Origin of the sequence: Roseibium aggregatum, from assembly GCF_014692675.1 — a bacterium.
Lineage (GTDB): Bacteria > Pseudomonadota > Alphaproteobacteria > Rhizobiales > Stappiaceae > Roseibium > Roseibium aggregatum_C.
In genome coordinates, this window is record NZ_JABFCZ010000006.1 from 18,628 (window position 1) to 44,567 (window position 25,940).

Genomic DNA, 25,940 nt, shown 5'->3' on the forward strand with positions numbered 1-25,940 from the left:
CTCCCCCTCAAGGGGGGAGAGGGGCGCAAGGGGCAGAGGAATGAGACCGATTGTTTCCCTCAGAAGGGAAACGTTTCAGGAGATAATGCGGCAGTGAGCGATCTTTTCGAAGCTTCGGGATTGGCAGCGGACGTGGCCCGTCCGCTGGCGGACCGGCTGCGGCCGCAGAAGCTTGGTGATGTGGTCGGGCAGGATCACCTGCTCGGGCCCGAAGGCACGCTGTCGCGCATGCTCAAGAGCCGGACGCTCGGGTCGCTGATCTTCTGGGGGCCGCCGGGGACGGGCAAGACCACCGTCGCACGCCTGCTGGCGGCGGAAACCGATCTTGCCTTCGAGCAGATCTCGGCGATCTTCTCCGGTGTTGCCGATCTGAAGAAGGTGTTCGAAACCGCCCGTGCGCGGCGGATGAGCGGGCGGTCCACGCTGCTTTTCGTCGACGAGATCCACCGGTTCAACCGGGCCCAGCAGGACAGCTTCCTGCCGGTCATGGAAGACGGCACGATCACGCTCGTCGGCGCGACGACGGAAAACCCGTCCTTCGAGCTCAATGCCGCGCTTCTGTCGCGCTCCCACGTGATGACCTTTCATTCCCTCAATATCGAGGCGCTCAACAGGCTGCTGGACCGCGCGGAGGAAGTGGAAGACAAACCGCTGCCGCTCGATCAGGAGGCCCGCGCGGTGCTGGTGCGCATGGCCGACGGCGACGGCCGCTCGGCGCTCACGCTCGCCGAGGACGTGTGGCGGGCCGCGGATGAGGGCGAGGTGTTTGACGCGGAGCGCCTGCAGGAGATCGTCCAGCGCCGGGCACCGATCTACGACAAGAGCGCGGACGGCCACTACAATCTGATCTCCGCGCTGCACAAGTCGGTGCGCGGGTCCGATCCGGATGCGGCGCTCTACTGGTTCTGCCGCATGCTGGACGGCGGCGAAGATCCGCTTTATCTCGCCCGCCGGCTGATCCGCATGGCGGTGGAGGATATCGGTCTTGCCGACCCGCATGCGCTGGTGCAGGCGAATGCGGCGCGCGATGCCTATCAGATGCTGGGCTCGCCGGAAGGCGAACTGGCGCTCGCCCAGACGGTGGTCTATCTGGCGACCGCGCCGAAATCGAACGGGGTCTATATGGCCTACAAGGCGGCAACCCGCAGCGCCAAGACCAGCGGTTCCCTGCTGCCGCCCAAGCACATCCTCAATGCGCCGACGAAGCTGATGAAAGAGGAAGGCTACGGGGCCGGCTATCAGTACGATCACGACGCGCCGGACGGCTTCTCCGGCCAGGACTATTTTCCCGAGGATCTCGGGCGTCAGACCTATTACGATCCCCCGGAGCGCGGCTTTGAGCGCGAATTGCGCAAGCGTCTGGAATACTGGAGCAAACTGCGCCGGGAACGCGGTGGAGCCTAGGGTCCGTACCCTGGGGATCACGCGAGCCGCCGGGATGCAACATAACGTGATCCGCACTTGCGTTACGTTCCGACTAAAGGGCGCTATCCTCCGGTTCTGGCGTCAAGCCGCTCTTAAGAAGGCCGGGAGTACACTCACCGCGTTCTCTGTGGGTCTAAGGCGCAAACGGGATGAAGGAACTCGAGCTCCGGCTGGCATTTGTATTTTATGGCGGCGTTTCGCTGGCCATCTACATGCATGGCGTGAGCCGTGAAGTGCTCAATCTGGTCCGTGCCTCCGCTTCGCGCGCCGCTGGCAACGGGCGCATCTATGTGGCCCCGTCCCTCGACCGGCCGGCCTCTCCCAGCGAAAAGGTCTACCGGGATATTCTCGACCGGATTGCCGGTACCATCGATATCCGCGTTGTTGCCGATGCGATCGCGGGCGCGTCCGCGGGCGGTGTCAACGGTATCATGCTGGCGCGTGCGCTGGCCCACGACCTGCCGCTCGACAGCCACCGGGACCTGTGGCTGAAAAACGCCGATGTGACGGAATTGGCGCGGCCGCAGAACGGATTTTCCCGCTACCTCAAATCGGGCGTCAGCCCCGTGCTCGACACGTTGATCTCGCGCCAGCTCAAGGCCCGGATCAAGGATCCCGAAACCCGGGACAAGCTGCGCACCTTCATGCAGTCGCGCTGGTTCAAGCCGCCGTTTTCCGGCTCACGCTACATCGGCTGGATGCTGGACGCCTGCGCCGCCATGGACGAGCACATGGAGGAGGGCCGGACCCTGATACCACGCGGCCAGACCCTGGACCTGTTCGTGACCCTGACGGACTATTACGGCCAGCGCCGGCGCATTCGCATCGATGATCCCAATTTCATCGAGGAACTGGACCATCGCCGGATCCTGAATTTTCACGCCATGCACCGGATGCCGGGCGATCTTCTGAGCCAGTTCGGCTCGGAGTGCATTCCCGAACTGGTGTTTGCCGCGCGGGCAACCTCCTCTTTCCCCGGCGCCTTTGCCCCGGCGACGGTATCGGAGATGGACCATGCCCTGAAGAAGTTCCGTCTTCCCTGGCCGAACCGGACCGCCTTCCTGGCCAAGGGGCTGGAAATAGAACCCGAGCAGCCCGGCTATCGCTGTTTTGTCGACGGCAGCGTCGTCATGAACAAGCCGTTCGGGCCGGTGATCGACGTCATCAAGCAAAGGCCTGCATCGAGAGAGGTCGCGCGCCGGCTGGTCTATGTGGATCCGGCGCCCGGAGGCGTGGAGGCGGTGGAGGAGAACGGGCAGCCCATGCCGAGCTTCTTCCGCACCATCCTGGCCTCGCTCGCCCATATTCCGCGCAATGAACCCATCGGCGACGACTTGAGGGATATCGAAGCCCGCAATCGCAGGGGACATTGGCTGGCGGAGACGATCGCCGCCGCGGACCCGGTCGTGGACAAGGCTGTGCGCAAGATCCTGCGCGGCCGGACCCGGATTAAGGCCGAAGCGTTGACGAAATACCGGGCGCTCGCCAATGCGGATGCCCATACCCAGGCCGGATATGCCTTCCTGAACTACCAGTCGCTCAAGCTGCATGCGATCTGCGAGCGGTTGTCGGACCTGATCGCAGCGATGGCCGGACCGACAGGGCGGGCGGAGCGCAAGGATGCGCTCCTGTGGCTGATCGGCAGCCATTTCGCGGGTCTTGCCAAGGATAGCGGGGAGGGGCCGCCCGATCCGGATACGGAGGTGGTCGGTCTCCTACGTGGCCTCGATGTCGACTACCGTGTCCGGCGCCTGCGCTTTGCCATTCGCAAACTCAACGGCCTCTATCACCGCGTTCGGGAGATGGATGACGATGGTCAGGCCATTGCCGGTCTCGACCATCTCAAGAGCCGGCTCTACCAGCAGATCGACAATCTGCGCTGGCGCTGGCGGGAGGATTTCTACGGCGAGGACAGCCGCAGTCTTGCGGAAGACCTGTGCCAGGTCCTGTCGCAGCCGCCTGAAGAAGGGCCCGACAGGACCACGCTTCTAAGGGAACTCCTGGAGCATCTGGCGCACCTCATGGGGTTGCAGGATCTCGACCGGATGCAGGATGAGGTGTTCGCGGAACTCACCCAGGACCCGCTGCTGGCGGACGCGGTCGGCCGGGAGCTGACCGAGCGCTACGTCGGCTTCGCGTTTTATGACCTGGTGACCTTTCCGCTGCTGCAGAGCAACGACTTTTCCGAGGTCAGCGAGATCCTGGTCGATCGCATCAGTCCGCGCGATGCCGGCAGCTTCGGGGCCGACGGTTTCGAGCTCAAGGGCGAAAATCTCAATGCCTTCGGCGCGTTTTTCAACCGGCGCTGGCGCGAGCACGATTATCTGTGGGGCCGGCTGAACGCGGCGGATCGGCTGATCAGCATCGTGCTGTCGGCGGCTGGAACGAAGATCCTGTCGCCGGAGGACGAGCGGGCCTGCCGCCATGCGATCTTCAGCGCGATCCTGGACGAGGAAGAGCAGGTCCTGACCGCGGATCCGGAGCTGATTCCGCCGATCCGCGAGCAAATTGCCGCATTGGCCGGCGAAACGGTCGATTTCTGTATCTAAGCGCCAGCCACTGTTTGCATTGCAACGTCGGGTGTTTTTATAAAGAGGAACGATCCGTTTTTCGAAGCCGGAGGGAGCCTTGGTCCCGTCCGGGTTACTCATTCCCAAGTGGGCCCAAGTGGGACATGTTCATGGCATTGGTGGAAAATCCCATCCTGAACGGCATTCTGGAATTTGTCCTGCTTTTTGCCGCGCTTTATCTCGCAAGCCTGGTCATCCTGTTTTCCGTCGGCCTTGTCATGACCGCGCTCAACGCCCGCCATCCGGAGCGGCGCATTCAGAAGCGGGATCCGTCGCACCAGCCGCTGCGGGACATCAAGTCGTCGATGCGGCAGCTTTCCATCACCAGCACCTGCCTGGCGATCGGGCTCTACGCCCAGTTCAACGGCTGGACCCTGGTGCAGCCAATGGCGCTGTCCTGGTGGTCGGCGCCGCTGTTTTTCGTCCTGTCGCTCATCCTGCACGACACCTGGTTCTACTGGGGGCACCGGATCCTGCACACCAAGGCGTTCTACCGGTTTCACAAGCCGCACCACATGACCATTACGCCGACGGTCTGGTCGAACGATGCCGGCTCGTCGGTGGACACGCTGTTTGCCCATACCTATTACGCGCTGGTGCTGTTCGTCGTTCCCATGCCGGCGGCGGTCTTTCTCGCCCACCGGGTCTTCGACCAGGTGTCGGCGGCCATCGGCCATTGCGGCTATGAGCATTTCGCCAGCCCAACCGCGCGCCGGCCCTGGCCGCTGCTGTGCACGCTCTATCACGACCAGCATCACCAGTATTTCGTCTATAATTACGCCAACTACTTCTCCTTCTGGGACCGGTTGTGCGGCACGGTTCACCCGACCTACGATCAGAGGGTCGCGGAGTTCGAAGGGATCTACGCGGAACAGCGGAACTAGACGATGCAACTCGTTTTGGACTACCTGACCGTTTTCGCCGCGATCTACGCGGCCATGCTGGCCGTCTATTTCGCGACCGGCCTGACCATGACGGTGATCAACGCCCGCCATCCGGACCGGCGTATCCAGAAACACCGGGACGGCATGAAGCGGGTGAAGAAGGAAATCCGCGCGTCCCTGTCCGCGCTTGCGACCTCGTCGGTGCTCCTGTCGGCGGGCTATTTCGCGCAAACGCAGGGCTGGACACTGGTCGCGCCGCTGCCGCTTTCCTGGTGGTCGTTCCCGTTGATGTTCGTGATCTGCATGGTCCTGTTCGACGGCTGGTTCTACTGGGGCCACCGGATCCTGCATTGGCCGTCGCTTTACAAGTGGCATCTGCCGCATCACCGCTCCGTCGCGCCGACGGTGTGGAGCAATGACAGCTCGGCGATCGTCGACACGCTGATCGAGCACGGCTTCTACCTGGTCGTCTGGTTCGTGCTGCCGGTTCCGGCGCTTTCGGTATTCGCGCTGCGCCTGTTCGACCAGATCACGGGCATGGTCGGCCATTCGGGCTTTGAATATTTTGCCTCGAAGTCGTCGCGCTGGCCGTCGCCGATGATCTGCACCACCTTTCATGACCTGCATCATTCCCAGTTCCACTATAACTATGGCAACTTCTTCTCCATCTGGGACCGGCTGATGGGAACGGTTCACCCGGGCTATGATGCGATGGTCAAGGAAATGGAGACGACGGGCGAAATCCCCGATACGGCTCTTGAAAAGGTGCGCTGATATGCGCAGATCCTGCCCAGGCCTTTCGAGGTACGTTGGCACAAAGCGGAACGGAACATGCTGAATCAGGCCCTCGACATCTTTCTGGACTTCCTGCCGTTCTGGGCGGTGGCCTACGGGGTCAACGTGTTCCTGTATTTCGCCACCGGTTGGGTGCTGGTGACGATCCAGAACCGGCATCCGGAGCGTCGGATCCAGGCCCACCGGCGCGGTGAAAAGCGCAGAGGCAAGGAAATCCGCCAGAGTGTCTGGTCGCTGACGGCGACCGCCGGCTGCCTTGCGGGCGGGGTTTTCCTCTCGGTGCGCGGCTACACGTTCGTGGACCCGCTGCCGCTGACCTGGTGGTCCGTGCCGCTGATGTTCGTCATCTCCGTCGTCGCCTTCGATGCCTGGTTCTACTGGGGGCACCGGATGATGCACACCAAGTGGCTCTACCGCTTCCATGCGGAGCATCACCGCTCCGTGGCGCCGACCGTCTGGAGCACCTATTCCGACGATCTGGTCGATGCCTTCGTCATGCAAAGCTATTACCTGTGGGCGGTGCTGTTCCTGCCGATCCCGGCCGTGGTGCTCGTCGCCCACCGGCTGTGGGACCATTTCAACGGCACCATCGGCCATTCGGGCTTCGAGTTCTACGCCTCGCCGCTGTCGCGGATGCCGTCGCCCATGGTCTGCGTGACCTTCCACGACCAGCACCATTCCCGCTTCAAGTACAATTTCGCCAATTTCTTTTCCTTCTGGGACCGGCTGTGCGGCACCATTGATCCGAAATACGATGAGCAGGTGAAGAAATTCGAGGCGATGGGCAAGGATGCCGACAAACAGGTTGCGGCGGAATAGACCGGCCGCGACGCCCCTTATCACTCACTTCACTCCGTTGCTGCCCATGCTTGAATTCCTCGACAAGATCCCTCTGACCGGCCTATTGCTGTTCGCAATCGTGCTCGGCCTCGCCCCGTTCCTCCCCGAGCCGCATCTGGTGGAAAAGCTGCGCATGCTTGCGCAGGGGCAGCTGAAGAAGCCCATCGATATCTTCGACCTTTTCTGGCACACATGGCCGATCGTGCTCGTTATTCTGAAACTGATACGGATGCGGCAGACGGGCGCGTTCTAAGGTATTTTTGAGGGGCTCATGAACCATTTCCTCCTTGTCGCGCTGGGCGGCGGCATCGGCGCGGGCCTGCGCCATCTGGTCGGTCTGTGGACGCTGAGGGCCTTCGGCCCCGGCTTTCCCTACGGCACCATCACCGTGAATATCGTCGGCTCGCTGATCATGGGGCTCTTCATCGGCTGGCTCGTCCGCCATGGTGTGGGCGGGTCGCAATCCCTGCGCTATTTCGTGGCAACGGGCATGCTCGGCGGCTTCACCACCTTTTCCGCGTTTTCGCTCGATGTGGCGCTGATGTGGGAGCGCGGCGACACCCAGGCGGCGGTCGCCTATGTGCTCCTGTCCGTGGCGCTTTCCATTGCAGCCGTCTTCGCCGGCCTGTTCGTGATGCGCCAACTGGCGGCCTGAGGGGCGTCTCTCTTGCCTCTGACCGTCGCAGGGCTTTCAAAATTCCCTGAAACCGCCTATATGCGGGGCCGACCCTATGCGCCGGCCGGACGGCCGCTTGCGCCAAAGAGAACGAAATGTCCGCAATCGACCAGAAAAAAGTGACCGCAGACGAGGCGGGCATGCGCCTCGACCGCTGGTTCAAGGTGCACTATCCGGGACTGGGCTTCGGCCGGCTGCAGAAACTGCTGCGCACCGGACAGGTGCGCCTGGACGGCAAGCGGGCGGAAAGCTCGACCCGGATCGCCAAGGGGCAGATCGTTCGCGTGCCGCCGCTCGGCGTGGAACTGAGCGCGGACGATACGAAGAACAAGAAGCCGAAATCGACCAAGCTGATTGCCGACGACCGCAAGGCGATCGAGGACATGATGCTGTTCGAGGACGATCACGTGATGGTCCTCAACAAGCCGGCGGGGCTCGCCGTGCAGGGCGGCTCCGGGCTGAAGCGTCATCTGGACGGCATGCTCGACGCCTTTACCGACCGCAAGGGCAATAAGCCGAAGCTGGTGCACCGGCTCGACCGGGAAACGTCGGGCATCATTCTGGTCGCCAAGACACGGAAAGCCGCCCAGGAGCTCACAAAAGCGTTCCGTCACCGCAACACCCGCAAGATCTACTGGGCGATGCTGGCCGGCGTTCCCAAGCCCAAGCAGGGCCGTATCTCCACCTTCCTCGCACGCTCCGAGGAAAAGGAGCGCATGCGCGTGGCGCGCCAGGGCGAGGACGACGCCCAGCACGCGGTCTCGCTCTATTCGGTGGTGGAACAGTCGGCGCAGAAGCTTGCCTGGGTCTCCATGCGCCCCGTGACCGGCCGGACGCACCAGCTCCGCGCCCATGCGGCCCATATCGGCCATCCGATCATCGGCGACGACAAGTATTTCAACATCGAGAACTGGGAGCTGCCCGGCGGCATCCAGAACCGGCTGCACCTGCTCGCCCGCCGGATCGTCATCCCGCATCCGTCGGGCCACGGCGTCATCGACGTCTCCGCCCCCCTGCCGCCGCACATGCAGCAGACCTGGAACCTGCTCGGTTTCGACGCCTCCGACTACGACCCGGACATGAACGACCCGGAGGAGTGAGGAGTGTTGGGCTTGCCCATGAAACGCCAACGATTTGGCGTTTCAAGCGACGAACGCCCGAAGCCCTAGCGGAGGGCTGGGGCGGTTAGCTCTTAGCCGGCCAATCGACAACGATTTGTTGATTGGAATGCCGAATGCCCGGAGCCCTGGCGAAGGGCTGGCATGTCCCGCGTATCCGGTTCAGCATCGGGATTGGGGAAAGAGCGTACCACGCCCCCAAACCGTCACCCCGGACTTGATCCGGGGCCTACTCGCCGAGCCGTCTACCGCAGCTCTGGTCGTGAGCACAACGGCTCTGGAAACGAGTGGATCCCGGGTCTCTCTTCGTTCGCCCGGGACGACAATCGTGGGGTGGGCCGGCCTTGTCCGCCACACGTCAATCGTTTTCAGCCGCCCCGCCTCTACTGACCCAGCGCAATGAGCCCGATGGCGATTATGGTCACCATCAGCCCGCCGAGCGCCAGCTTCCAGGCATCCGACCGCTTCTTCAGCCCCGGCCAGCCGAGCGGCTTGATGATCTGGACCAGGGCCAGGGCAAGCATGAACAGGACGATGATCTTGGTCAACGGAAGCTCCGGGACGAGGCGATTGGTGTGAGAAGGATCAATAGAGGGGATAGGCCTGGGAGTCGAGGGACGCCCAAGCCCTTATCAGCTCAAGGTGTGATCTTGCAGAGGGCTGTCTGCCGCCAGATCCTGGCACCCTAGATCTTGTAACTCTGGTGAAAGTCCGGCATTTCCACGCGGGTGTGCTTGAGGGCCTTGGCGAAGTTTTCCTTCTTTTCCTTTTCGCCGTGAATCAGGAAGGTGATTTCCGGCTTGCCGGTCTGGCGGTGCCAGGCGAGCAGTTCGGACCGGCCGGCATGGGCGGAAAAGCCGTTGATGGTGTGGATCTTGGCCCTGACCGGGATCTCCTTGCCCCACAGGCGGACCGAGCGGGCGCCGTCGACGATAATGCGCGCGAGCGTGCCTTCCGCAGCATAGCCGACGAAGATGACGCTGCAGTCGGAATGGGCCAGGTTGTGCTGCAGATGGTGGCGCACGCGACCGCCGGTGCACATGCCGGAACCCGCCATGAGGATCGCGCCGGAGCGGATCTGGTTCAGCGCCATCGATTCAGAGGTTTCGCGGGTGAAATGCAGGTCGGGCAGCTTGAACGGGTCCTGACCGCTGTTGAGCATCCTTTCGATGTCGGTGCGCATGGCCTCCGGATGGCGGCGGAAGATCTGGGTTGCGGAGATCGCCATGGGCGAATCCAGGAATACATGCAGCGTGTCCGGGATTTCCTTGCGTTCCATACCTTCGCGCAGGAAGAACAGGAGTTCCTGCGCGCGCTCCAGGGCGAAGGTGGGGATGATCACGTTGCCGCCGCGCTCCTGGGCGTCGCGGATGGCTTCGTAGAATTCGTCGATGGAGGCTTGCAGCGGGCGGTGGTCGCGGTCGCCGTAGGTGGTTTCCATGACCACGATATCGACGTCCGACGGCGCCTGGTTGTCGCTGAGCAGCGGCCTGTGGTCCGGGCCGAGGTCGCCGGAGAAAAGGACCCGTCTCTTGTGACCTTCCTCCTCCAGCTCCAGCAGGACGCTGGCCGAGCCGAGGATATGGCCGGCATCGACGAAGGTGGCGGTGATGCCGTGGGCGAGGTGGATCGGCTTGTCGTAATCGGCGTTGCGTCCGAAGCGGTCCATGGCATCGAAGGCGTCCATGGTGTCGTAAAGCGGCTCGCTGCCCTTGCTGTGGTTGCCGTGGCGCCGGCGCCGGCGGGCCTCTTCCTCGTGCAGGTGGGCCGAATCGAGCATGACCAGGCGGGCGAGGTCGCGGGTGGCGGCGGTGCAGATGATTTCGCCCCGGAACCCCTGTTTGACCAGCAGCGGGATCCGTCCGCAGTGATCGAGATGGGCGTGGGTCAGAAGCAGGATATCGATTTGGCGGGGATCGAAGCCGAAGGGCTCGGTGTTTTCCTCGTTGAGTTCGTGTCCGCCCTGGAACATGCCGCAATCGACCAGGATCTTCTTGCCGGCACAGGTGATCATGTGGCACGAGCCGGTCACACCGGTCGCAGCTCCGTGAAACGAAATCTCCATTGTCCGGCGTCTCCTCAATTTGCCGATTGTTCTTATGTGCTGACGCTATGCCGTGAGGGGTTTTCCGGCAAGCTCGTACCAGCGCAGAATATCCTCCCAGATCTCTTCGGCCGTTTCGGCGTACCAGAACAGGTCCCGGTCCTCCGGGTCGATCACGCCTTCGGCCACAAGGAAATCGGGGTCGAACACCTTGCGCCAGTAGGCTTCGCCGACGAGAATCACAGGCACGGGGGCGATCTTGCGGGTCTGGATCAGCGTCAGGGTCTCGAACAACTCGTCAAGGGTGCCATAGCCGCCGGGGAAGACCACGAGCGCGCGGGCGCGCATCACGAAATGCAGCTTGCGCAGTCCGAAATAGTGGAAGCGGAAGCACAGGTCCGGCGTGACGTAGGGGTTGGGATATTGCTCGTGGGGCAGGGTGATGTTGAGCCCGACCGTGCGCGCGCCCACATCCGCAGCTCCCCGGTTGGCCGCCTCCATCATGCCCGGACCGCCGCCGGTGACGACCGCCAGATGGTCGCCGACCTTGTGTTCGGCTTCGCCGACCAGCCGGCCGAATTCCCGTGCGATGTCATAGTAGCGGCTCTTGTCGAGCACCCTGAGGGCGATCGCATGGCGCTGGGCCAGGTCCTTGTTTTCCGGGTCTCGCTCCAATGCGGCCTCAAGATCGGCAACCTTTCGGCGCGCTGCCGACGGTTCGGAGACGCGGGTGCTGCCGAAAACGACGATCGAATGGGCGATGCCGTGTTCCTGGAAAAGGGTTTCGGCCTTGGTGTAGTCGAGCTGCAGCCGGATGCCGCGGGTCTCGTCCCGGTTCAGGAAATCGACGTCCTCATCGGCCTGGCGGTAGTTCGGGCTGCGCATGATGGCGGCGACGAGTTCCGGCGCCTTCGGGTCCTCGTGGCTCGGCTTGGGAGATTTCCAGGGCAGATCGGTCTGGCGGCATTCGGCTTGCGCAGGGCAGGGCTTGCAGGGTGACAGTTTAGGATCTTGGGGCATCTTGCTGGTTTCTCGGACTGAATTCGGCTCGCGGAATCGCCTGTCGGGGCGGCGGTCCGGTTTCGCCGGATCTTATACCAATCATCATTGATGACGATCCGTATTACCCCAAATGGCGGCAGAATGAGTTCCGCCTGAGGGAGCAGAGATGAAAATACTGCTACTTGTACCTGAGCGCGCAAATTGTCCGATTCTCTTTCGTCAATTGGCCCAGCTTTTCGACACGCAGTTGATTGGCTACGAGGATGGGGCGCGTTTCGAACGGATCTCGGCGAGGTCCGCAGGAGTGCCGCGGCAGGGGCGTGACCGGAGGGAAACAACGTCTTTCCGGCAACGGCCTGCACTGCCGTGCGGAGTTCTCCTTCCGGCTGCCTTGCCTCGGCTCTTGACCCGGCCGGGAAAACCCGCCACATGCGGGGCCTGAGACACAAGCCCTGAAGAGCATCCAAATTCCATGTATCTCGTTATCTTCGATTGCGACGGCACTCTGGTGGACAGCCAGGAGACCATCCTGCACGGGCTGGAGGTCGGCTTTGCGGCTGCCGGTTTGCCGATGCCGGAGCGGCGCACGGCGCTTTCCATCGTCGGCCTGTCGCTCGAACGGGCCTTCCTGACGCTGGTGGGTCCGGAGAACGCCCACCACGTGACCACAATGGCCGATGCCTATCGGGCCTCGAAAGTGGAACGGCGGGGACAGGGGCTGGACCTCGATCCGCTTTACCCCGGCACCATGGACATGTTCGACCGGCTGGCGGCGCGCGACGATGTGCTTTTGGGTATCGCGACCGGCAAGGCGCGACGGGGCGTTGATCACATGGTCGAGGTACATGGGCTCCACGGCCGGTTTATCACCATCCAGACGGCGGATACCTCGCCCTCCAAACCCCATCCGGATATGATCCTGCAGGCGCTTGCCGAGACCGGGGCGGAGGCAGCCAACACGGTCATGATCGGCGACACGTCCTTCGACATGGAAATGGCTGCGGCCGCAAACGTGCGCAGCATCGGGGTCACCTGGGGTTACCATGACCGGCCGCGCCTGGAACTTGCCGGGGCGGCTCACGTAATCGATCATTTCGACCAGCTCGACGGTGTGCTGGAGCAACTTTTCGGGTTTGACAGGGAAACGGCGTAATGCGCGACCTTCTTGAAACGCTGGCCGACGACGCGGCCAAGGATCCGGAACAGCGGGCGCGGGAACTGTCCCGGCGCCAGTTGCCGAAACGATTCTACGAACGCGCGGAACATGCTGAAACCGAAGGCGGTTTTGCGATTCATCTCGACGGCCGGCCAGTGAAAACGCCGGGCAAGGCGGTCCTCGTCCTGCCGAGTGAGGCGCTTGCAAAGGCGGTAGCCGCAGAATGGGCCGCGCAGGAAAAGGAAATCAATCCGGCCAACATGCCGCTGACACGGATCAGCAATTCCGCGATCGATGCGGTTTCTGTCCGGTTCGCCGAGGTCGCCGACGAGATCGCCCGCTTCTGCGGCACCGATGCGCTCTGTTATCGGGCGGACGATCCAGAAACACTCGTCCAGCGCCAGACGGAGCTGTGGGATCCGGTGCTTGCTTGGGCAGAAGATCTGCTCGGCAATCGTTTCGTCCTGATTGGGGGCATCATCCATCAGGACCAGCCAGAGCCGCTCCTGAAGGCGTTCCGGGCCCGGCTCGATGGTCTCAAACCACTTCAGCTCGCGGCCCTTCACACGGCAACGACCCTGTCCGGGTCCGCCGTCCTGGCGCTCGCCGTACTCGAGGGACGGCTGACGGCCGATGACGCCTGGCAGGCCGCCCACGTGGAAGAGGACTTCAACATCGAACGCTGGGGCGAGGACGCCGAAGCCGCCGCCATCCGCGCCTACAAGCGCAAGGAATTCGAAGCGGCGGGTCTGATCCTGAAGGGGTGAGGCGGCGTGATCGGATGATGTTAGCGGCAGGGTCATGCCCCTTGCACCCGTCTCCCCCCTTGAGGGGGAGATGTCCGTGTCAACGGACAGAGGGGGGTATCGGACTTGCAACAAATCGAGGCGGTGGCGTGTGACGCTTCCGCTGTCACCCCCCTCTGTCACCGCCGGCATCTCCCCCTCAAGGGGGGAGAGGGGAGCAAGTCGAAGAACTGAGACCGGCCCCGCCCGGCCCTTCGCTATGGCTTCGGGCGTTCGGCGCTCAAAAAGCAAAATCGTTTGCTTTTTGCCGGCTCCGCCGGACGCGCCTCACCCCAAGTAAAACGTCGTTGCCATCAGGAAGAACACCAGCACGCCGAGCACGTCGTTGGTGGAGGTGATGAAGACGCCGGTGGCCATGGCCGGGTCGATGCCGAACTTGTCGAGCACGATGGGGATGATGGCGCCGACCATGGCGGCGAGCGTCGTGACGCAGAGCAGGGAAAACGACGTGGCGAGCGCCAGATGGACCGGATCGGTTATGGGGACCACCGTCGAGGCGATCATCACCAGCGTAGCGAGAATGCAGCCGGCGACGGCGCCGTTCGCAAGGGCCGCGATGAATTCCTTCATCAGCCGGAAGGCGATATCGCCGGACCACAGCGCACCGGTCGCAATCCCCTGAACGGCGACGGCAGACGCCTGCAGGCCGGCGTTGCCCGCCATGGACATGGTGACCGGAATGAAGGCGGCGAGAATGGCGGCGGTGGAAAGCTGGTGCTCGAAGGAGCCGACCACGCTGGCGGCGACGCTGGAACCGATCAGGCCGGCGAGCAGCCAGGGCAGGCGGCCGCGCATGATCTTCAGGACCGTGTCGTCGGCCTTGGCCTCCGACGACACACCACTCATCAGGAGCATGTCCTCGGTGGCTTCCTCGGAAGCGACACGGGCCATCTGCTTCGGCGTGATCCGGCCGATCAGCTGGCCGTCGGCATTGAGCACCGGGACCGTGTGCATGTCGCGCTTGCGGGCGAGGCGGAGCACTTCCTCCTGGTCGGTTTCGGCGGAGACGGCCAGGAAGTCCCGGTTCATGATTTCCGCGAGCGTCGCTTCCGGTGGCGACAGCAGCAGCTTGCCGACTGCAATGGTGCCGGTCAGGCGGCCTTCGTCGTCCAGCACATAGACGGTGTAAATCTTGCGGATCCGCTCGGCCTCGGCCCGGATCAGGGCGGAGGCATCCTCCACGGTGCAGGTTTCGGGCAGGGCGACGAACTTGCGGGCCATGATGCGGCCGGCGCTGTCGTCGGCGTAGGCTTCGAACCCGGCGACGGCTTCCACATCGGGCAGGCGTTCGGCCAGGGTCTCGGCGACTTCGTCAGGGAAGTCGTTGAGCATTTCCGCCGCGTCGTCCGGATCGAGGCCGGCGAGGATGTCGCGGAACTGCTCCAGGGTGGATTCCTCCATGAGGATGGAGCGGAACTCCGGCCTGAGTTCGGCGATCACCTTGATGGATGGATTGGACGGCAGCCATTTGAACAGCTTGCGCGCCTGCTTCAGCCGCAGGCGGACCAGAAGCTGCATGACGTCGATCGGGTCCCAGCGCTTCATCAGATCGACGAGGGCGATGCGCTCGCCCGCCTTGATCATCTGCCGGATCCTGGCCAGCGTCGCGTCATTGGCTTCCAGCGGTTCCTGTGCCGGCTCGCGATGCCAGACGAGGGTTTCAGGCTCATCGATGACTGTCATCGCACGCTCCAGGTCCGTCCGTTTCGGCGCTTCGGCGCCACGAACTGACTGTTCGCTTAACGCCGCGCCGAATGCAAGGCGACGTTTCTTCAGATCAGACTTCCAGTTCCTCGATTTCGGTAAAGGCGTCGCGGAGCGCGTCGGACCAGGCCTTGGACAGCTTGCGGAAATAGGGATCGTCCTTCTCGATCCGCAGCTGGCGTTCCGACGAAAAGCTGTCCTTGTTGTAGAGCAGCAGGTCGATCGGCAGGCCGACGGAGAGGTTCGAGCGCAGGGTGGAATCGAAAGACAGCAGGATCATCTTCGCGCCTTCGCCCAGGCGCATGTCGGCATGGGTGACCCGGTCCAGGATCGGCTTGCCGTATTTGTGCTCGCCGATCTGCAGGTAGGGCGTGTCGTCGCTCACCTCGATGAAGTTGCCCGCGGAATAGACCTGGAACAGGCGCGGCTCCTCGCCCTTGATCTGACCGCCCAGGATGAAGGTGACGAAGAAGTTTTCGGCGCTCGCCTCCAGGGCCTCGCCGTCGATCTGGCGCACCTCGCGCACGGCGCTGCCGACGAGCCGGGCCGCCTGGAACATGGTTTCCACATTCATCAGCGTGGCGCGGTTGCCGTCGAGGCCGCCGGCGATATGCTCGGTCAGGATGGACACCACCGCCTGGGTCACGGCGAGGTTGCCGGCCGACAGCAGGGTAATCACCCGTTCGCCCGGTTTTTCCCAGACGTGGAGCTTTTTGAAGGTGGAGACATTGTCGAGACCGGCATTGGTGCGCGTATCGGCGGCAAACACAAGGCCACGGTCGAGTTTCAGTCCAACGCAATAGGTCATCTTCGTTTCTCACAGACCTTGGCAGGTCGCCCGCGGGCAACCCCGGTTGCCCTATTGCTGCTGTTGTTGCTGGCGCGTGGCCTGTTCCACGTCCACCTCGACATCCATGTTTTCTTCCTGACCGCCGAACCGGATGCCGCGTATGGGAGCAGCGGAACGCGAATCCAGGCCTGTGGTCAAGCGGATATATCGATCCGTCGGACAGATAGCGTTGGATATATCGAAGCCGACCCAGCCGAGATCGGGAACGAAGGCTTCGGCCCAGGCATGGTGGGCCTCCGAGGACTGCTCGTCTTCCAGGAGCAGATAGCCGGAAATGTAGCGGGCCGGCACATCGATCGAGCGGCAGGCGGCGATGAAGATATGGGCGTGGTCCTGGCACACCCCTTCGCCGTTGGCGAGTGCGGAGACGGCCGTGGCATGGGTCTCGGTCACGCCCACCTTGTAATCGACCTTGTCGCGGATGGAATGCATCAGCTCGTGCAGGCCGGAGATCAGGTCGTCTTTTTCCGCCGCCGCGGCGAGGCGGCGGATCGCCTGGTTGGCCTTGGTCTGGGGCGTGAACCGGGTAAAGATCCGCGGCGGCGAGGAGGTGCCGTTCTCAAAGCCGATTACGCCGTTGACGTCAAAGGTATCAACCGTTCCGGATGCGGTGATTTCGACTTCTTCCGACATGCCATGAGCGGAGACCATATGCACCAGATTGCCGAACGCGTCTTCGTAGGCGGTGGCCCGGTCCATACCCGGCGCGTCGATCTTCCAGTCGATGACCGTCTGGGCCGGACCCGTCTTCGGCGTCAGGCGGATCTGCTGCATCGCATTGGCAAGCGGGGCGTCGTAGCGGTAATGGGTCTTGTGCCGAACGGTCAGTCGCATATCGGATACCGGCTCCCGTTTCTTCAGGCAAAGTTGTAGTCAATCGACAACTGATGGGCGAAGGCGTTGTTGCGCCCGATGAAGTCGGTCAGGAATTCATGCAGCCCGTTGTTGTAGATTGCGTCCATGTTCGTCGACTTCAGGTCCTTCCAGATCTGCGAGCCCATTTCCAGGCTCGGCTGAACCGATCCGTAAAACTCACCGAGGTCCTCGACCGTATCGTCGATCCAGTTGTAGCAATGGGCGAGCGAGCGGGGCATTTCGTCCCTGAGGATCAGGAAGGTCGCGATATTGCCCGCCTTCAACTTCGCATCCTGATAGGCGAAGCGGTAGCTCCTGAGACCTGAAAGGGCCCTGAGGATCACGATCCACTGGTAACGCTCGCCCGATGCACCGCCGGCGACGTCATTGTCGGGCAGGAGCACCCAGTATTGGGTGTCGAGAATGCGTGCCGTGTTTTCCGCCCGCTCGACGAAATTGCCGAGCTGGCTGAAGTAGTAGCCGTCGTCGCGCAGGATCGTGTTCAGGAGCGCCCCGCGGAAGAGGTGCGACCGTTGGCTGATCCAGGCCAGGAAGTCCGGCAGCTTTTCCTGGGTGATCGACTGGGGATTGACGTCCGCGAACTCGATCCAGGTGGTGTTGATCGCTTCCCAGAGTTCGGCCGTGATGCCGGTCCTGACCGCGCGGGCATTGTTGCGCGCCGTTTCCAGGCAGACCCGGACGCTGGAGGGATTGGTCTTGTCGAAGACCATGTAGGAGATCACGCCCCTGGGCGTCAGCTCTCCGACCTTTTCCGTAAATCCGAATTCGCTGCCCGAACTTGCCAGGGCAAAGCGCCAGTTTTCGCCGTCGGCCTGTCCGGCATGGGTCACCATGGCGGTGCGGTAGGCAGCCTGCAGTAATTTTGCGGTGTTCTGGGCGCGCTCTTGATAGCGCGACATCCAGAAGAGCGAGGAGGCGGTACGTCCAAGCATGATCCGGTCAGTCCTCCAGTACCCAGGTGTCCTTGGTGCCACCGCCCTGGCTCGAATTGACCACCAGGGAGCCCTTTTTCAGGGCGACACGGGTCAGTCCGCCGGGGGTGATGCGCACCTGGTCGCCGATCAGAACGAAGGGACGCAGATCCACGTGGCGGGGGGCGACGCCGGAGGCGACATGGGTCGGGCAGGCCGACAGCGCCAGGGTCGGCTGGGCAATGTAGTTGGATGGATTCGACATCAGGATCTTGCGGAACTCGGCGATCTGGCGTTTGGAGGCGGTCGGGCCGATCAGCATGCCGTAGCCGCCGGAGCCATGGACCTCCTTGACGACGATCTCTTCCAGATGGTCGAGCACATAGGCCAGATCGTCCTCGCGCGAACAGTTCCAGGTCGGCACGTTGTTCAGTATCGGCTTCTGGCCGGTATAGAACTCGATGATGTCGGGCACATAGGCATAAATCGCCTTGTCGTCGGCAATGCCGGTTCCCGGTGCGTTGCAGATGGTGACATTGCCGGCACGATAGGCATCGAACAGGCCCGGTACGCCCAGCATGCTGTCCGGATTGAAGGTGAGGGGGTCGAGGAAGGCATCGTCGATCCGGCGGTAGATCACATCCACCTGCTGCGGCTCACGGGTGGTGCGCATGAACACCTTGCCTTCGTCCACGAAGAGATCGCGGCCCTCGACCAGTTCCACGCCCATGGAGTCGGCCAGGAAGGCATGCTCGAAATAGGCCGAGTTGTAGATGCCCGGTGTCAGCACACAGACGGTCTGTTCCGACTTCGACAGGTCCGGGGCGACGCTTTCCAGCGTCTGGCGCAGGTTTTCCGGGTAGTGTTCCACCGGCGCGATGCGGTGCATCTCGAACAGGTCCGGGAACATGCGCATCATGGTTTCCCGGTTTTCCATCATGTAGGAGACGCCCGACGGCGTGCGGGTGTTGTCCTCCAGCACGTAGAATTCGTTTTCCGACACCCGCACCAGGTCGGTGCCGATGATGTGGGCGTAGACCTTCTGCGCCGGGGTAAAGCCGACCATTTCCGGCAGGAAGGCGTCGTTCTGGATGATCAGGCTTTCGGGAATGCGTCCGGCGCGCAGGATCTCCTGGCGGTGGTAGATGTCGTGAAGAAAGGCGTTCAGCGCCCGCACCCGCTGGTCGATGCCGGCAGACAGCCGGCGCCATTCGGATGCGGAGATGATCCTGGGGATCGGGTCGAAGGGGATCAGCCGTTCCGTGGCCTCGTCGGCGCCATAAACGGCAAAGGTGATGCCGAGCCTGCGAAAGATCGTTTCCGCTTCGCGGGTCTTGCGGGACAGGTAGTTGGGCGGCTTGGCGTCCAGCCATGCGGACAGCCTTGCATAGGCGGCCCGCGGATTGCCCGCATTGTCCAGCATCTCGTTAAAGTATGAACGCTCTTCGGCCATTACCTCCCCGTTCATCGCTGCTGCGTTGTTAGGCAATCATGGCAAATTGGAGCACGGTGTCAAAGTGTATTCTTAAGGCGTCCGTGATTACCGATTAGGCAACAGGGCGCCGACTCGTGCTTTTTGCGGAGGTCGCAACTCCGCCCATGTGCTGACTATGCGTGCGTCGGTGCACATGCTAGGACCACATAAAATTACCTGTTTCGGAGACAGCCATGAAGGAAATCCTTGCCGAACTGGAAGCGCGCCGCGGAACCGCGCGCCTGGGGGGTGGTGAACGGCGGATCGAGGCCCAGCACAAGAAAGGCAAGCTGACGGCCCGCGAACGGATCGAAATCCTGCTGGACGAAGGGTCCTTCGAGGAATTCGACATGTTCAAGACCCACCGCTGCACCGATTTCGGCATGGATGAGCAGCATATACCGGGCGATGGCGTGGTGACCGGATGGGGCACCGTCAACGGCCGGACCGTCTATGTGTTTTCCAAGGATTTCACTGTCTTCGGCGGATCACTGTCGGAGACCCATGCCCAAAAGATCATCAAGATCCAGGACATGGCCCTGCAGAACCGCGCACCGATCATCGGCCTGTTCGATGCGGGCGGCGCGCGTATCCAGGAAGGGGTCGCAGCTCTTGGCGGCTACGGCGAGGTGTTCCAGCGCAACGTACTGGCTTCCGGCGTGATCCCGCAGATCTCGCTGATCATGGGACCGTGCGCGGGCGGCGACGTCTATTCGCCGGCGATGACCGATTTCATCTTCATGGTGCGCGATACCTCTTACATGTTCGTCACCGGTCCGGACGTCGTGAAGACCGTGACCAACGAAACGGTGACGGCGGAAGAACTGGGCGGGGCCTCTGTCCACACGGTGAAATCCTCCATCGCCGACGGGGGCTTCGACAACGATGTCGAGGCGCTTTCGGAAATGCGCCGGCTGATCGACTTCCTGCCGATGAACAACCAGGCGGATCTTCCGGAACTGACCTGCCACGACGATCCGGACCGGATCGACGACAGCCTCGATACCCTGATTCCGAACAATCCGAACAAGCCCTACGACATGAAGGAGCTTGTGCTGAAGACGGTGGACGAGGGCGACTTTTACGAAATCCAGGAAAAATTCGCCGGCAACATCATCACCGGCTTCGGCCGGATGGAGGGCCGGACGGTCGGCATCGTCGCCAACCAGCCGATGGTGCTGGCCGGCGTTCTCGATTCCGACGCCAGCCGGAAGGCGGCCCGGTTCGTGCGCTTCTGCGACTGTTTCAACATTCCGCTTGTGACCTTCGTCGACGTGCCGGGCTTCCTGCCGGGCACGGCCCAGGAATACGGCGGACTGATCAAGCACGGCGCCAAGCTCTTGTTCGCCTATGCGGAAGCCACTGTGCCGAAGGTGACCGTGATCACCCGCAAGGCCTATGGCGGCGCCTATGACGTGATGAGCTCCAAGCACATCCGGGGCGATGTCAACTACGCCTGGCCGACCGCGGAAATCGCGGTCATGGGCGCCAAGGGGGCGGTCGAGATCCTGTACCGCTCCGAACTGGGCGATGCGGACAAGATCGCGAAGCGTACCAAGGATTACGAGGAGAGGTTCGCCAATCCGTTCGTGGCCGCCGAGCGCGGCTATATCGACGAGGTGATCCTGCCCCACTCCACGCGCCGCCGGGTGGCGCGGGCGCTTGCCCTGCTGCGTTCGAAGAACCTGCAGAACCCGTGGAAGAAGCACGACAACATTCCGCTTTGACGGCGGAATGTTGATGGCGCGGGCGCAGGACTAACCCGCGTTGCGGGCAGGCTGGTCCTTGTCGTCCCGGAGGGTGTGCAGTGCGGTGAGCAGGGTTTCGATGTCGCGCCGGGGCATTGGCCGGCCATAGAGGAAGCCCTGAACCTGCTCGCAGCCTTCGGCCATCAGGATATTGGCCTGTTCAAGCGTTTCGACGCCCTCCGCGATGACGTCCATCTTCAGGGCATGGCCCATGCTGATGATGGCGCGCACGATGGCGTCCGCATCGTCCTCGTTGCCGATATCGTTGATGAACGAGCGGTCGATCTTGATCTTGTCGAAGGGAAACTGCCGCAGATAGCCCAGGCTGGAAAAGCCCGTGCCGAAGTCGTCCAGCGCAATCTGGACGCCCATCTCCTTGAGTTCCCTCAGGATCGTGAGTGTCCGTTCGGTATCGCCGATCAGATTGTCTTCCGTAATTTCCAGTTCAAGCCGTTCGGGCGGCAGACCGGATTCCTCAAGGGCGGAATAGATGATCCGCGTCAGTCCGGTCTGCTGGAACAGGCTGGGAGCGAGATTGACGGCGATCTTCAGGTCACCCCACCGAACCGCGTCGTGGCAGGCCTTGTGCACGATCCATTCCGTCAGCGGCCGCATCATGCCGCTGGTTTCGGCGATCGGAATGAATTGGGACGGCGGAATTTCACCCATCTCCGGGTGCTGCCAGCGCGCGAGGGCCTCGAAACCGGTGATCTTCTGCGTCGAGAGTTCCACCTGCGGCTGATATTCCAGCCTCAGGTCCTCATTCGTCAACGCCTTGCGCAGGCCGGCTTCCAGCGATTTGCGGCGGCGCAAGTCCGAGTTCATTTCCTCTTCGAAGAAATGATAGGTGTTCCGGCCGTTCTGTTTGGATTTGTAAAGGGCGAGGTCCGCGCTGTTGAGCAGGAGAGACGGGCGGACCTTGCAGTCTTTCGTGCAAATGGCAATGCCGATGCTGACCCCGACAAAAGCTTCGGTTCCATTCAGATTGAAGGGCTTTTTGAAGGCAGCGATCAGACGTTCGGCCGTTGCCGCCGCCATTTGCGGGTCGGCAATTCCGATCTGACAGGCGGCGAATTCGTCACCGCCGAGACGCGCCAGAACATCTCCCTCGCGCAGGCACTCCTTCATCCGGGAGGCGGCCTGGTAGAGGAGCTGGTCGCCGGCGGCATGGCCGAGGGTGTCATTGATATCCTTGAAGAAATCCAGGTCGAAGGCGTAAATGGTCACCGCGTCGGGTAACCTGCGTCCCGCGCGCAGAACCTTGCCAAGCCGGTCGATGAACAAGGCCCGGTTCGGCAGATCCGTCAATGAGTCATGGGTCGCCAGATAGGTGATGCGCTCCCAGGCCCTGGTCAACATGCGCATGGGGACCATGCGGAATGCCCAATAGACGAAAATGCTCGACAGCAGCGAGAAGGCGGCGACGACCGCGCCTTGCTTGTAGAGCGGTTCAAGCGAATGAACGATTTCCAGATGGCCGACCGGGGTGCCGTAGTCGGTCAATTCATGCCAAACGCGTGCGTTCGGCCATGTGTATTCGGGTTCGATCGCAGGACGCTGGACGATGAGTTTTCCATCGTTGCGGACCACTCGGTGAAAGTTCTCGTTTTTCAGTCCTTCACCGTCCTCGAGCATTTCGCCGATGCGGCCGGATTCGAACTGCCAGTATTCGGGATTCGTGTTGATCAGCCGTGTGATCTGACGGGCTTTGAACTTAGCCTCTCCGATTATTTCGCCGTGGATACTCAGATAGCCGAAATACAGATACAGAGCAGGAGGACCGACGGCGATCACAACCGTGGTGAAGATCGCGATCCACCTGATCAGTCGGATGAAGGGGCCGTCGCCCTGAGTCATTCTGTAAGTTCCCATCTGCGATTACCGGCCCGGTTCGGCGACGTCATGGCCGGTCGCAGTCAGAATGTCGCGGCCGGTCTTGGAAAAAACATAGGTCACAAAGGCTTCGAGCGCTTCTGAGGGGTCTTTCCCGACCACCAGATAGAGGGTCTTGCAATAGGGGTAATCGCCCGAGTGAAGCCCGTCCACGGAGGCAACCTGGCCGTCGAATGTCAGCGGCTTGAGGTTCCGGCTCTCGCTCAGGATCTGAGCCAGCGTCGTCAAGCCCAGCGATCCGGGGATCGTTTCCAGGGCCGATGCGTTGTCCTGGTCCGTGACGGCAACCAGAAGCTCATTCCGGGTGAAAGCTGTCGCAATGGCCGCGTCCAATTCCCTCGAAAGGCCGCGTAACAGCTGGGTATCGCTTTCCTGTTCGGGGCGCAGGATCAGGCGAAGCGGCGTACCGTCCTGCCACTTGGAGGTCGCGCCTGAATAAATGCCGGGCAGTTCGGAAAGGGTGACATTGCCGGACGGGGTTTTCTTGTGTGTGGCAAAGACGATCGGGGTCCGGGCGTAGAGGGTGGCGGACAGGCCTTTTGCGCTTTCCTTGTCCTTCAGCGGCCGGGCGCTGAGTGCCAGGTCTATCTTTCCCGCATCGAGTGCCTTGATGCCGCCGCCGGAGCCAAGACTGGGCAGGACGACCGTCTTGATTTCGGGGTGATCTTCGGAAAATGCCTTGGCCAGCAATTGCATGCCGCCGAGGGCGGTTCCTGTGCCGCCGATGACGAGCCGGGCCGGCGAACCGGCTGCGCCCGCCTGGGGAGCAAGGGCAATGACGGCTGTTGCAGCGATGGCGAATGTGAACGTCCTGACAGAACGTCCACTAAATAAACCGAAGAAGTCTTTCATTCGCCCGAGCTCAGTTGATCAATATCGGGCTCACCTATAAGTTATTGACGTATAGGAAGAGTAAATATGGCTATTTTGGGATATATTTAAGAAATATGTCGTCACTTATATAATGAAGAAAACCTTAGCAGCACAAAATTCGCGTTTGGAGAACTGGCGATCAGGTCTGCGAATTCTGATGCAAAGAGCCGCCGCACCCACCCGACAGATTCCGGGTTCGGGCATCGGAAGAAATTGCTTCGCTGCGGTGGGAATTCAGGAGTTGTCCGGCTGTTTATTCTGTGCCGCCAAGGCCCGTTATCAGGGCCCTGGCGGTTTTCATTTTCACTCAGTTGCTGAATAGCGGTTGCCGGCATTCCAGGCCGACAAGGCATTTCGGATTGTCGCGCGTTGGCCCGAGTTGCGGGAAGGCGGCCTCTTCCCTGGTACAGTAGCGTCGATCCGACACATACCGGGAGAAGGTGTAAGGGCCGGTCGTAAAGACCACCGAGCCGTTTCGCAGAACCATCTGCTGGGCCTCAAGGCAGGTCATGCGGCGCAGGTCGGGGCGAGCGAGGGCGAACTGGCTCATGGACAGGACGAGAAACACAGCAATCGATATGATTTTCGTTATGGACTTCACTGGAACCTCCACTAAACGAGTGCAGATGATAGCCCGAACGGATGTAGAGCGAGGAATTGCGCCGGCAAGGCTTCTCGAGCGGTCACAGTGCCGTTGGCTGCAACCGTCCGTCAGGCGTCCTCATTTATAGGTTCAACGTTCCCAGGGCGAAAACAGCGGCTCGCGGCATTCATAGCCGACGAGGCATCTCGGGTTGTCGCGGGTCGGGCCGAGTTGGGGGTAGGCGGCCTGCCCCCAGTCGCAGAAGCGGGCGTCGGCGACAAACCGGGAGAATGTATATTGCCCGGTCGTGAACACCACCGCGCCGTTGCGCTGGACCATCTGTTGCGCTTGCAGGCAGGTCATGCGTCTGAGATCAGGTCGAGCCTGGGCAAACTGGCTCAATGACAGAACAATGAAAACAGTGATCGAAATGATTTTTGCAAGGGACCGCATATGTGCCTCCACAGATAGGGCCTACGATAACAGATCATAGCCGAAATAGAGCAATACGGCAGCAAGGCGACAAGATGGCGATGACGGATAAGTGAGAATCAACCCTGCGGCGGTCGGTCCCTGAGCAGTTCGACACTGACCTTGCCGGTCGGGACGGGAAGAGGTGCGCTGGGCTTGTGGACGCGGATACGGATCCGCTGGATGCGGTCGTCGGACTTGAAAACCGCCTCGATAACCTGCGCGGCGAGCCGTTCGATCATCTTGAAACGGGTTTCGGTGACGGCTGTCTCCACTGTCTTGAGCAGGGAGGCGTAGCAGACCGTGTCGGCGTACTCGTCGGTTTCACAGACCTTCTGCAGGTCGATCCAGCAGGTCAGGTCGACATGAAACCTTTGGCCGAGCTTTGCCTCTTCGTCATAAAGACCGTGATAGGCAAAAAAGGCGAGGTCTTCGAGGTGGATCGCATCCATGGCGCTTGATCTTCCGTGACAGGGCCTTTCGGGGAGGCGCTGCGACGGGCTTAGAGGCTCCACTTCCGAAAAGCGAGTCCCATGATCAAAAATATCTGCCGGTATGGAGGAACGGTCTTGTTAACCGCCGCTCGCCGGCGAACAGGCCGTCCCGGGCAGCACGTCCCTGGCACCGTCGAGGGAGAAGCCTGCATGGCGGTCGTCGGCGAAGGTGACCGCAAGGCGGGTTGCTGACCGGATCTGGTTCCACAGATAGACGAAATTGTCGGCGCAGGTCGGGCAGTTCGTCGGCAGGTAACCGTTCCTGTCGGCGTCCAGCTTGACGAAGCTGCGGCCGATCGCGATTTCGACCCTTTTGCTGGGAGGAGCGGGCTGGCCTTCGATGTCGATGCTGATCAGGCTGACGGGTTTGTTCCGCTGCGACTTGCACCAGATCGTAAAATGAGCGCCGTCGTTGTTGACCGTCCAGTATTTCGTATAGCCCTGAACGATTCCGCTCTGCCATCTGCCAACCTGGGCCGCGGAAGCGGTGCCCGGTACCAAGGCGATTATTAAAAAGACAGCGAGTTTTCGCAGGCCGATCATAGGTTTTCCTCCCAGGGTCGGAATATTAGACATGGAATATGTTAAAATTGACTATATGGCTTTTCTTCCGGATATTTTTCAGGCCGGATAAGGACCGGCTGTGGGCGGGGGATGCGCGAAACCACTGCCCATCTTTTGGATATGTTGCACCTGGCGCGGCCTGCACATACAAACGTTCGACGATAAAAAACGGGCTGAGTGTGC

25 protein-coding genes are annotated in these 25,940 nt (G+C 61.8%); 11 read left to right on the plus strand and 14 right to left on the minus strand.

Annotation, left to right across the window (positions count from 1 at the left end; all coding sequences use genetic code 11):
• Positions 1-93: 93 nt before the first annotated feature.
• From HK439_RS06150 to HK439_RS06185, 8 genes are all read left to right on the plus strand, one after another.
• Entirely contained in the window at positions 94-1,404 is a 1,311-nt protein-coding gene (locus tag HK439_RS06150) for a replication-associated recombination protein A (protein ID WP_190290516.1), read from the plus strand.
• A 170-nt stretch (positions 1,405-1,574) separates the two neighbouring features.
• On the plus strand, positions 1,575-3,974 hold the full coding sequence (locus HK439_RS06155; protein ID WP_190290517.1) for a patatin-like protein: 2,400 nt from the start codon (positions 1,575-1,577) through the stop codon (positions 3,972-3,974).
• Positions 3,975-4,105: 131 nt separating this feature from the next.
• Positions 4,106-4,879: a sterol desaturase family protein gene (locus HK439_RS06160; RefSeq protein ID WP_190290518.1), complete on the plus strand. Its 774-nt coding sequence runs from the start codon at positions 4,106-4,108 to the stop codon at positions 4,877-4,879.
• A 3-nt stretch (positions 4,880-4,882) separates the two neighbouring features.
• Complete coding sequence (locus HK439_RS06165) at positions 4,883-5,653, plus strand: sterol desaturase family protein (RefSeq protein WP_190290519.1); 771 nt, start codon at positions 4,883-4,885, stop codon at positions 5,651-5,653.
• Between the two features lie 57 nt (positions 5,654-5,710).
• A complete protein-coding gene (locus HK439_RS06170; protein ID WP_190290520.1) occupies positions 5,711-6,493 on the plus strand; it encodes a sterol desaturase family protein in 783 nt (260 codons plus the stop codon).
• 46 nt (positions 6,494-6,539) lie between these two features.
• Positions 6,540-6,767: an RND transporter gene (locus HK439_RS06175; RefSeq protein WP_190290521.1), complete on the plus strand. Its 228-nt coding sequence runs from the start codon at positions 6,540-6,542 to the stop codon at positions 6,765-6,767.
• Positions 6,768-6,785: 18 nt separating this feature from the next.
• Positions 6,786-7,169 (plus strand): fluoride efflux transporter CrcB, encoded by a 384-nt coding sequence (crcB, locus tag HK439_RS06180; protein ID WP_190290522.1) that lies wholly within the window; start codon positions 6,786-6,788, stop codon positions 7,167-7,169.
• Positions 7,170-7,285: 116 nt separating this feature from the next.
• Complete coding sequence (locus HK439_RS06185) at positions 7,286-8,290, plus strand: RluA family pseudouridine synthase (RefSeq protein ID WP_190290523.1); 1,005 nt, start codon at positions 7,286-7,288, stop codon at positions 8,288-8,290.
• A 401-nt stretch (positions 8,291-8,691) separates the two neighbouring features.
• Here HK439_RS06185 and HK439_RS06190 read toward each other — a convergent pair whose 3' ends face one another.
• The 3 genes from HK439_RS06190 to HK439_RS06200 form a co-directional block, all read right to left on the minus strand.
• On the minus strand, positions 8,692-8,856 hold the full coding sequence (locus HK439_RS06190) for a hypothetical protein (RefSeq protein ID WP_190290524.1): 165 nt from the start codon (positions 8,854-8,856) through the stop codon (positions 8,692-8,694).
• A gap of 137 nt (positions 8,857-8,993) precedes the next feature.
• Positions 8,994-10,373: an MBL fold metallo-hydrolase RNA specificity domain-containing protein gene (locus HK439_RS06195; protein WP_190290525.1), complete on the minus strand. Its 1,380-nt coding sequence runs from the start codon at positions 10,371-10,373 to the stop codon at positions 8,994-8,996.
• Between the two features lie 45 nt (positions 10,374-10,418).
• Positions 10,419-11,372 (minus strand): TIGR00730 family Rossman fold protein, encoded by a 954-nt coding sequence (locus HK439_RS06200; protein WP_190290526.1) that lies wholly within the window; start codon positions 11,370-11,372, stop codon positions 10,419-10,421.
• Between the two features lie 454 nt (positions 11,373-11,826).
• On the opposite strand from HK439_RS06200, the gene HK439_RS06205 reads away from it, so the two are divergent.
• The gene (locus tag HK439_RS06205) at positions 11,827-12,507 is read left to right on the plus strand and encodes an HAD-IA family hydrolase (protein ID WP_190290527.1); all 681 of its coding nucleotides are present in this window, start codon (positions 11,827-11,829) and stop codon (positions 12,505-12,507) included.
• A complete protein-coding gene (locus HK439_RS06210) occupies positions 12,507-13,277 on the plus strand; it encodes an ATP12 family chaperone protein (protein WP_190290528.1) in 771 nt (256 codons plus the stop codon). The genes HK439_RS06205 and HK439_RS06210 overlap by 1 nt, the downstream gene beginning before the upstream one ends.
• Before the next feature lie 306 nt (positions 13,278-13,583).
• Here HK439_RS06210 and mgtE read toward each other — a convergent pair whose 3' ends face one another.
• From mgtE to HK439_RS06235, 5 genes are all read right to left on the minus strand, one after another.
• Entirely contained in the window at positions 13,584-14,999 is a 1,416-nt protein-coding gene (gene mgtE, locus HK439_RS06215) for a magnesium transporter (protein WP_190290529.1), read from the minus strand.
• A gap of 94 nt (positions 15,000-15,093) precedes the next feature.
• Positions 15,094-15,828, minus strand: a complete 735-nt coding sequence (locus HK439_RS06220; protein ID WP_190290530.1) for a proteasome-type protease — start codon at positions 15,826-15,828, stop codon at positions 15,094-15,096.
• Positions 15,829-15,879: 51 nt separating this feature from the next.
• Positions 15,880-16,704 (minus strand): transglutaminase family protein, encoded by an 825-nt coding sequence (locus tag HK439_RS06225; protein WP_190290531.1) that lies wholly within the window; start codon positions 16,702-16,704, stop codon positions 15,880-15,882.
• A 23-nt stretch (positions 16,705-16,727) separates the two neighbouring features.
• On the minus strand, positions 16,728-17,678 hold the full coding sequence (locus HK439_RS06230) for an alpha-E domain-containing protein (RefSeq protein WP_190290532.1): 951 nt from the start codon (positions 17,676-17,678) through the stop codon (positions 16,728-16,730).
• A gap of 7 nt (positions 17,679-17,685) precedes the next feature.
• A complete protein-coding gene (locus tag HK439_RS06235; protein WP_190290700.1) occupies positions 17,686-19,110 on the minus strand; it encodes a circularly permuted type 2 ATP-grasp protein in 1,425 nt (474 codons plus the stop codon).
• Positions 19,111-19,325: 215 nt separating this feature from the next.
• Between HK439_RS06235 and HK439_RS06240 the strand changes: the two genes are divergently transcribed.
• A complete protein-coding gene (locus HK439_RS06240; protein ID WP_190290533.1) occupies positions 19,326-20,858 on the plus strand; it encodes an acyl-CoA carboxylase subunit beta in 1,533 nt (510 codons plus the stop codon).
• Between the two features lie 30 nt (positions 20,859-20,888).
• Here the strand turns inward: HK439_RS06240 and HK439_RS06245 are convergent, their stop codons facing one another.
• The 6 genes from HK439_RS06245 to HK439_RS06270 all read right to left on the minus strand — a co-directional run bounded on the left by HK439_RS06245 (position 20,889) and on the right by HK439_RS06270 (position 25,736).
• A complete protein-coding gene (locus HK439_RS06245) occupies positions 20,889-22,736 on the minus strand; it encodes a putative bifunctional diguanylate cyclase/phosphodiesterase (protein WP_190290534.1) in 1,848 nt (615 codons plus the stop codon).
• Positions 22,737-22,757: 21 nt separating this feature from the next.
• Positions 22,758-23,624 (minus strand): substrate-binding domain-containing protein, encoded by an 867-nt coding sequence (locus HK439_RS06250; RefSeq protein ID WP_190290535.1) that lies wholly within the window; start codon positions 23,622-23,624, stop codon positions 22,758-22,760.
• 328 nt (positions 23,625-23,952) lie between these two features.
• Positions 23,953-24,246 carry a hypothetical protein gene (locus HK439_RS06255; protein ID WP_209011598.1) on the minus strand — a complete coding sequence of 98 codons (294 nt, stop codon included), beginning with the start codon at positions 24,244-24,246 and terminating at the stop codon, positions 23,953-23,955.
• A 132-nt stretch (positions 24,247-24,378) separates the two neighbouring features.
• Complete coding sequence (locus tag HK439_RS06260; protein WP_190290537.1) at positions 24,379-24,681, minus strand: hypothetical protein; 303 nt, start codon at positions 24,679-24,681, stop codon at positions 24,379-24,381.
• Between the two features lie 98 nt (positions 24,682-24,779).
• On the minus strand, positions 24,780-25,151 hold the full coding sequence (folB, locus tag HK439_RS06265; RefSeq protein ID WP_190290538.1) for a dihydroneopterin aldolase: 372 nt from the start codon (positions 25,149-25,151) through the stop codon (positions 24,780-24,782).
• Between the two features lie 120 nt (positions 25,152-25,271).
• Positions 25,272-25,736 carry a hypothetical protein gene (locus tag HK439_RS06270; protein ID WP_190290539.1) on the minus strand — a complete coding sequence of 155 codons (465 nt, stop codon included), beginning with the start codon at positions 25,734-25,736 and terminating at the stop codon, positions 25,272-25,274.
• Positions 25,737-25,940 lie beyond the last annotated feature (204 nt).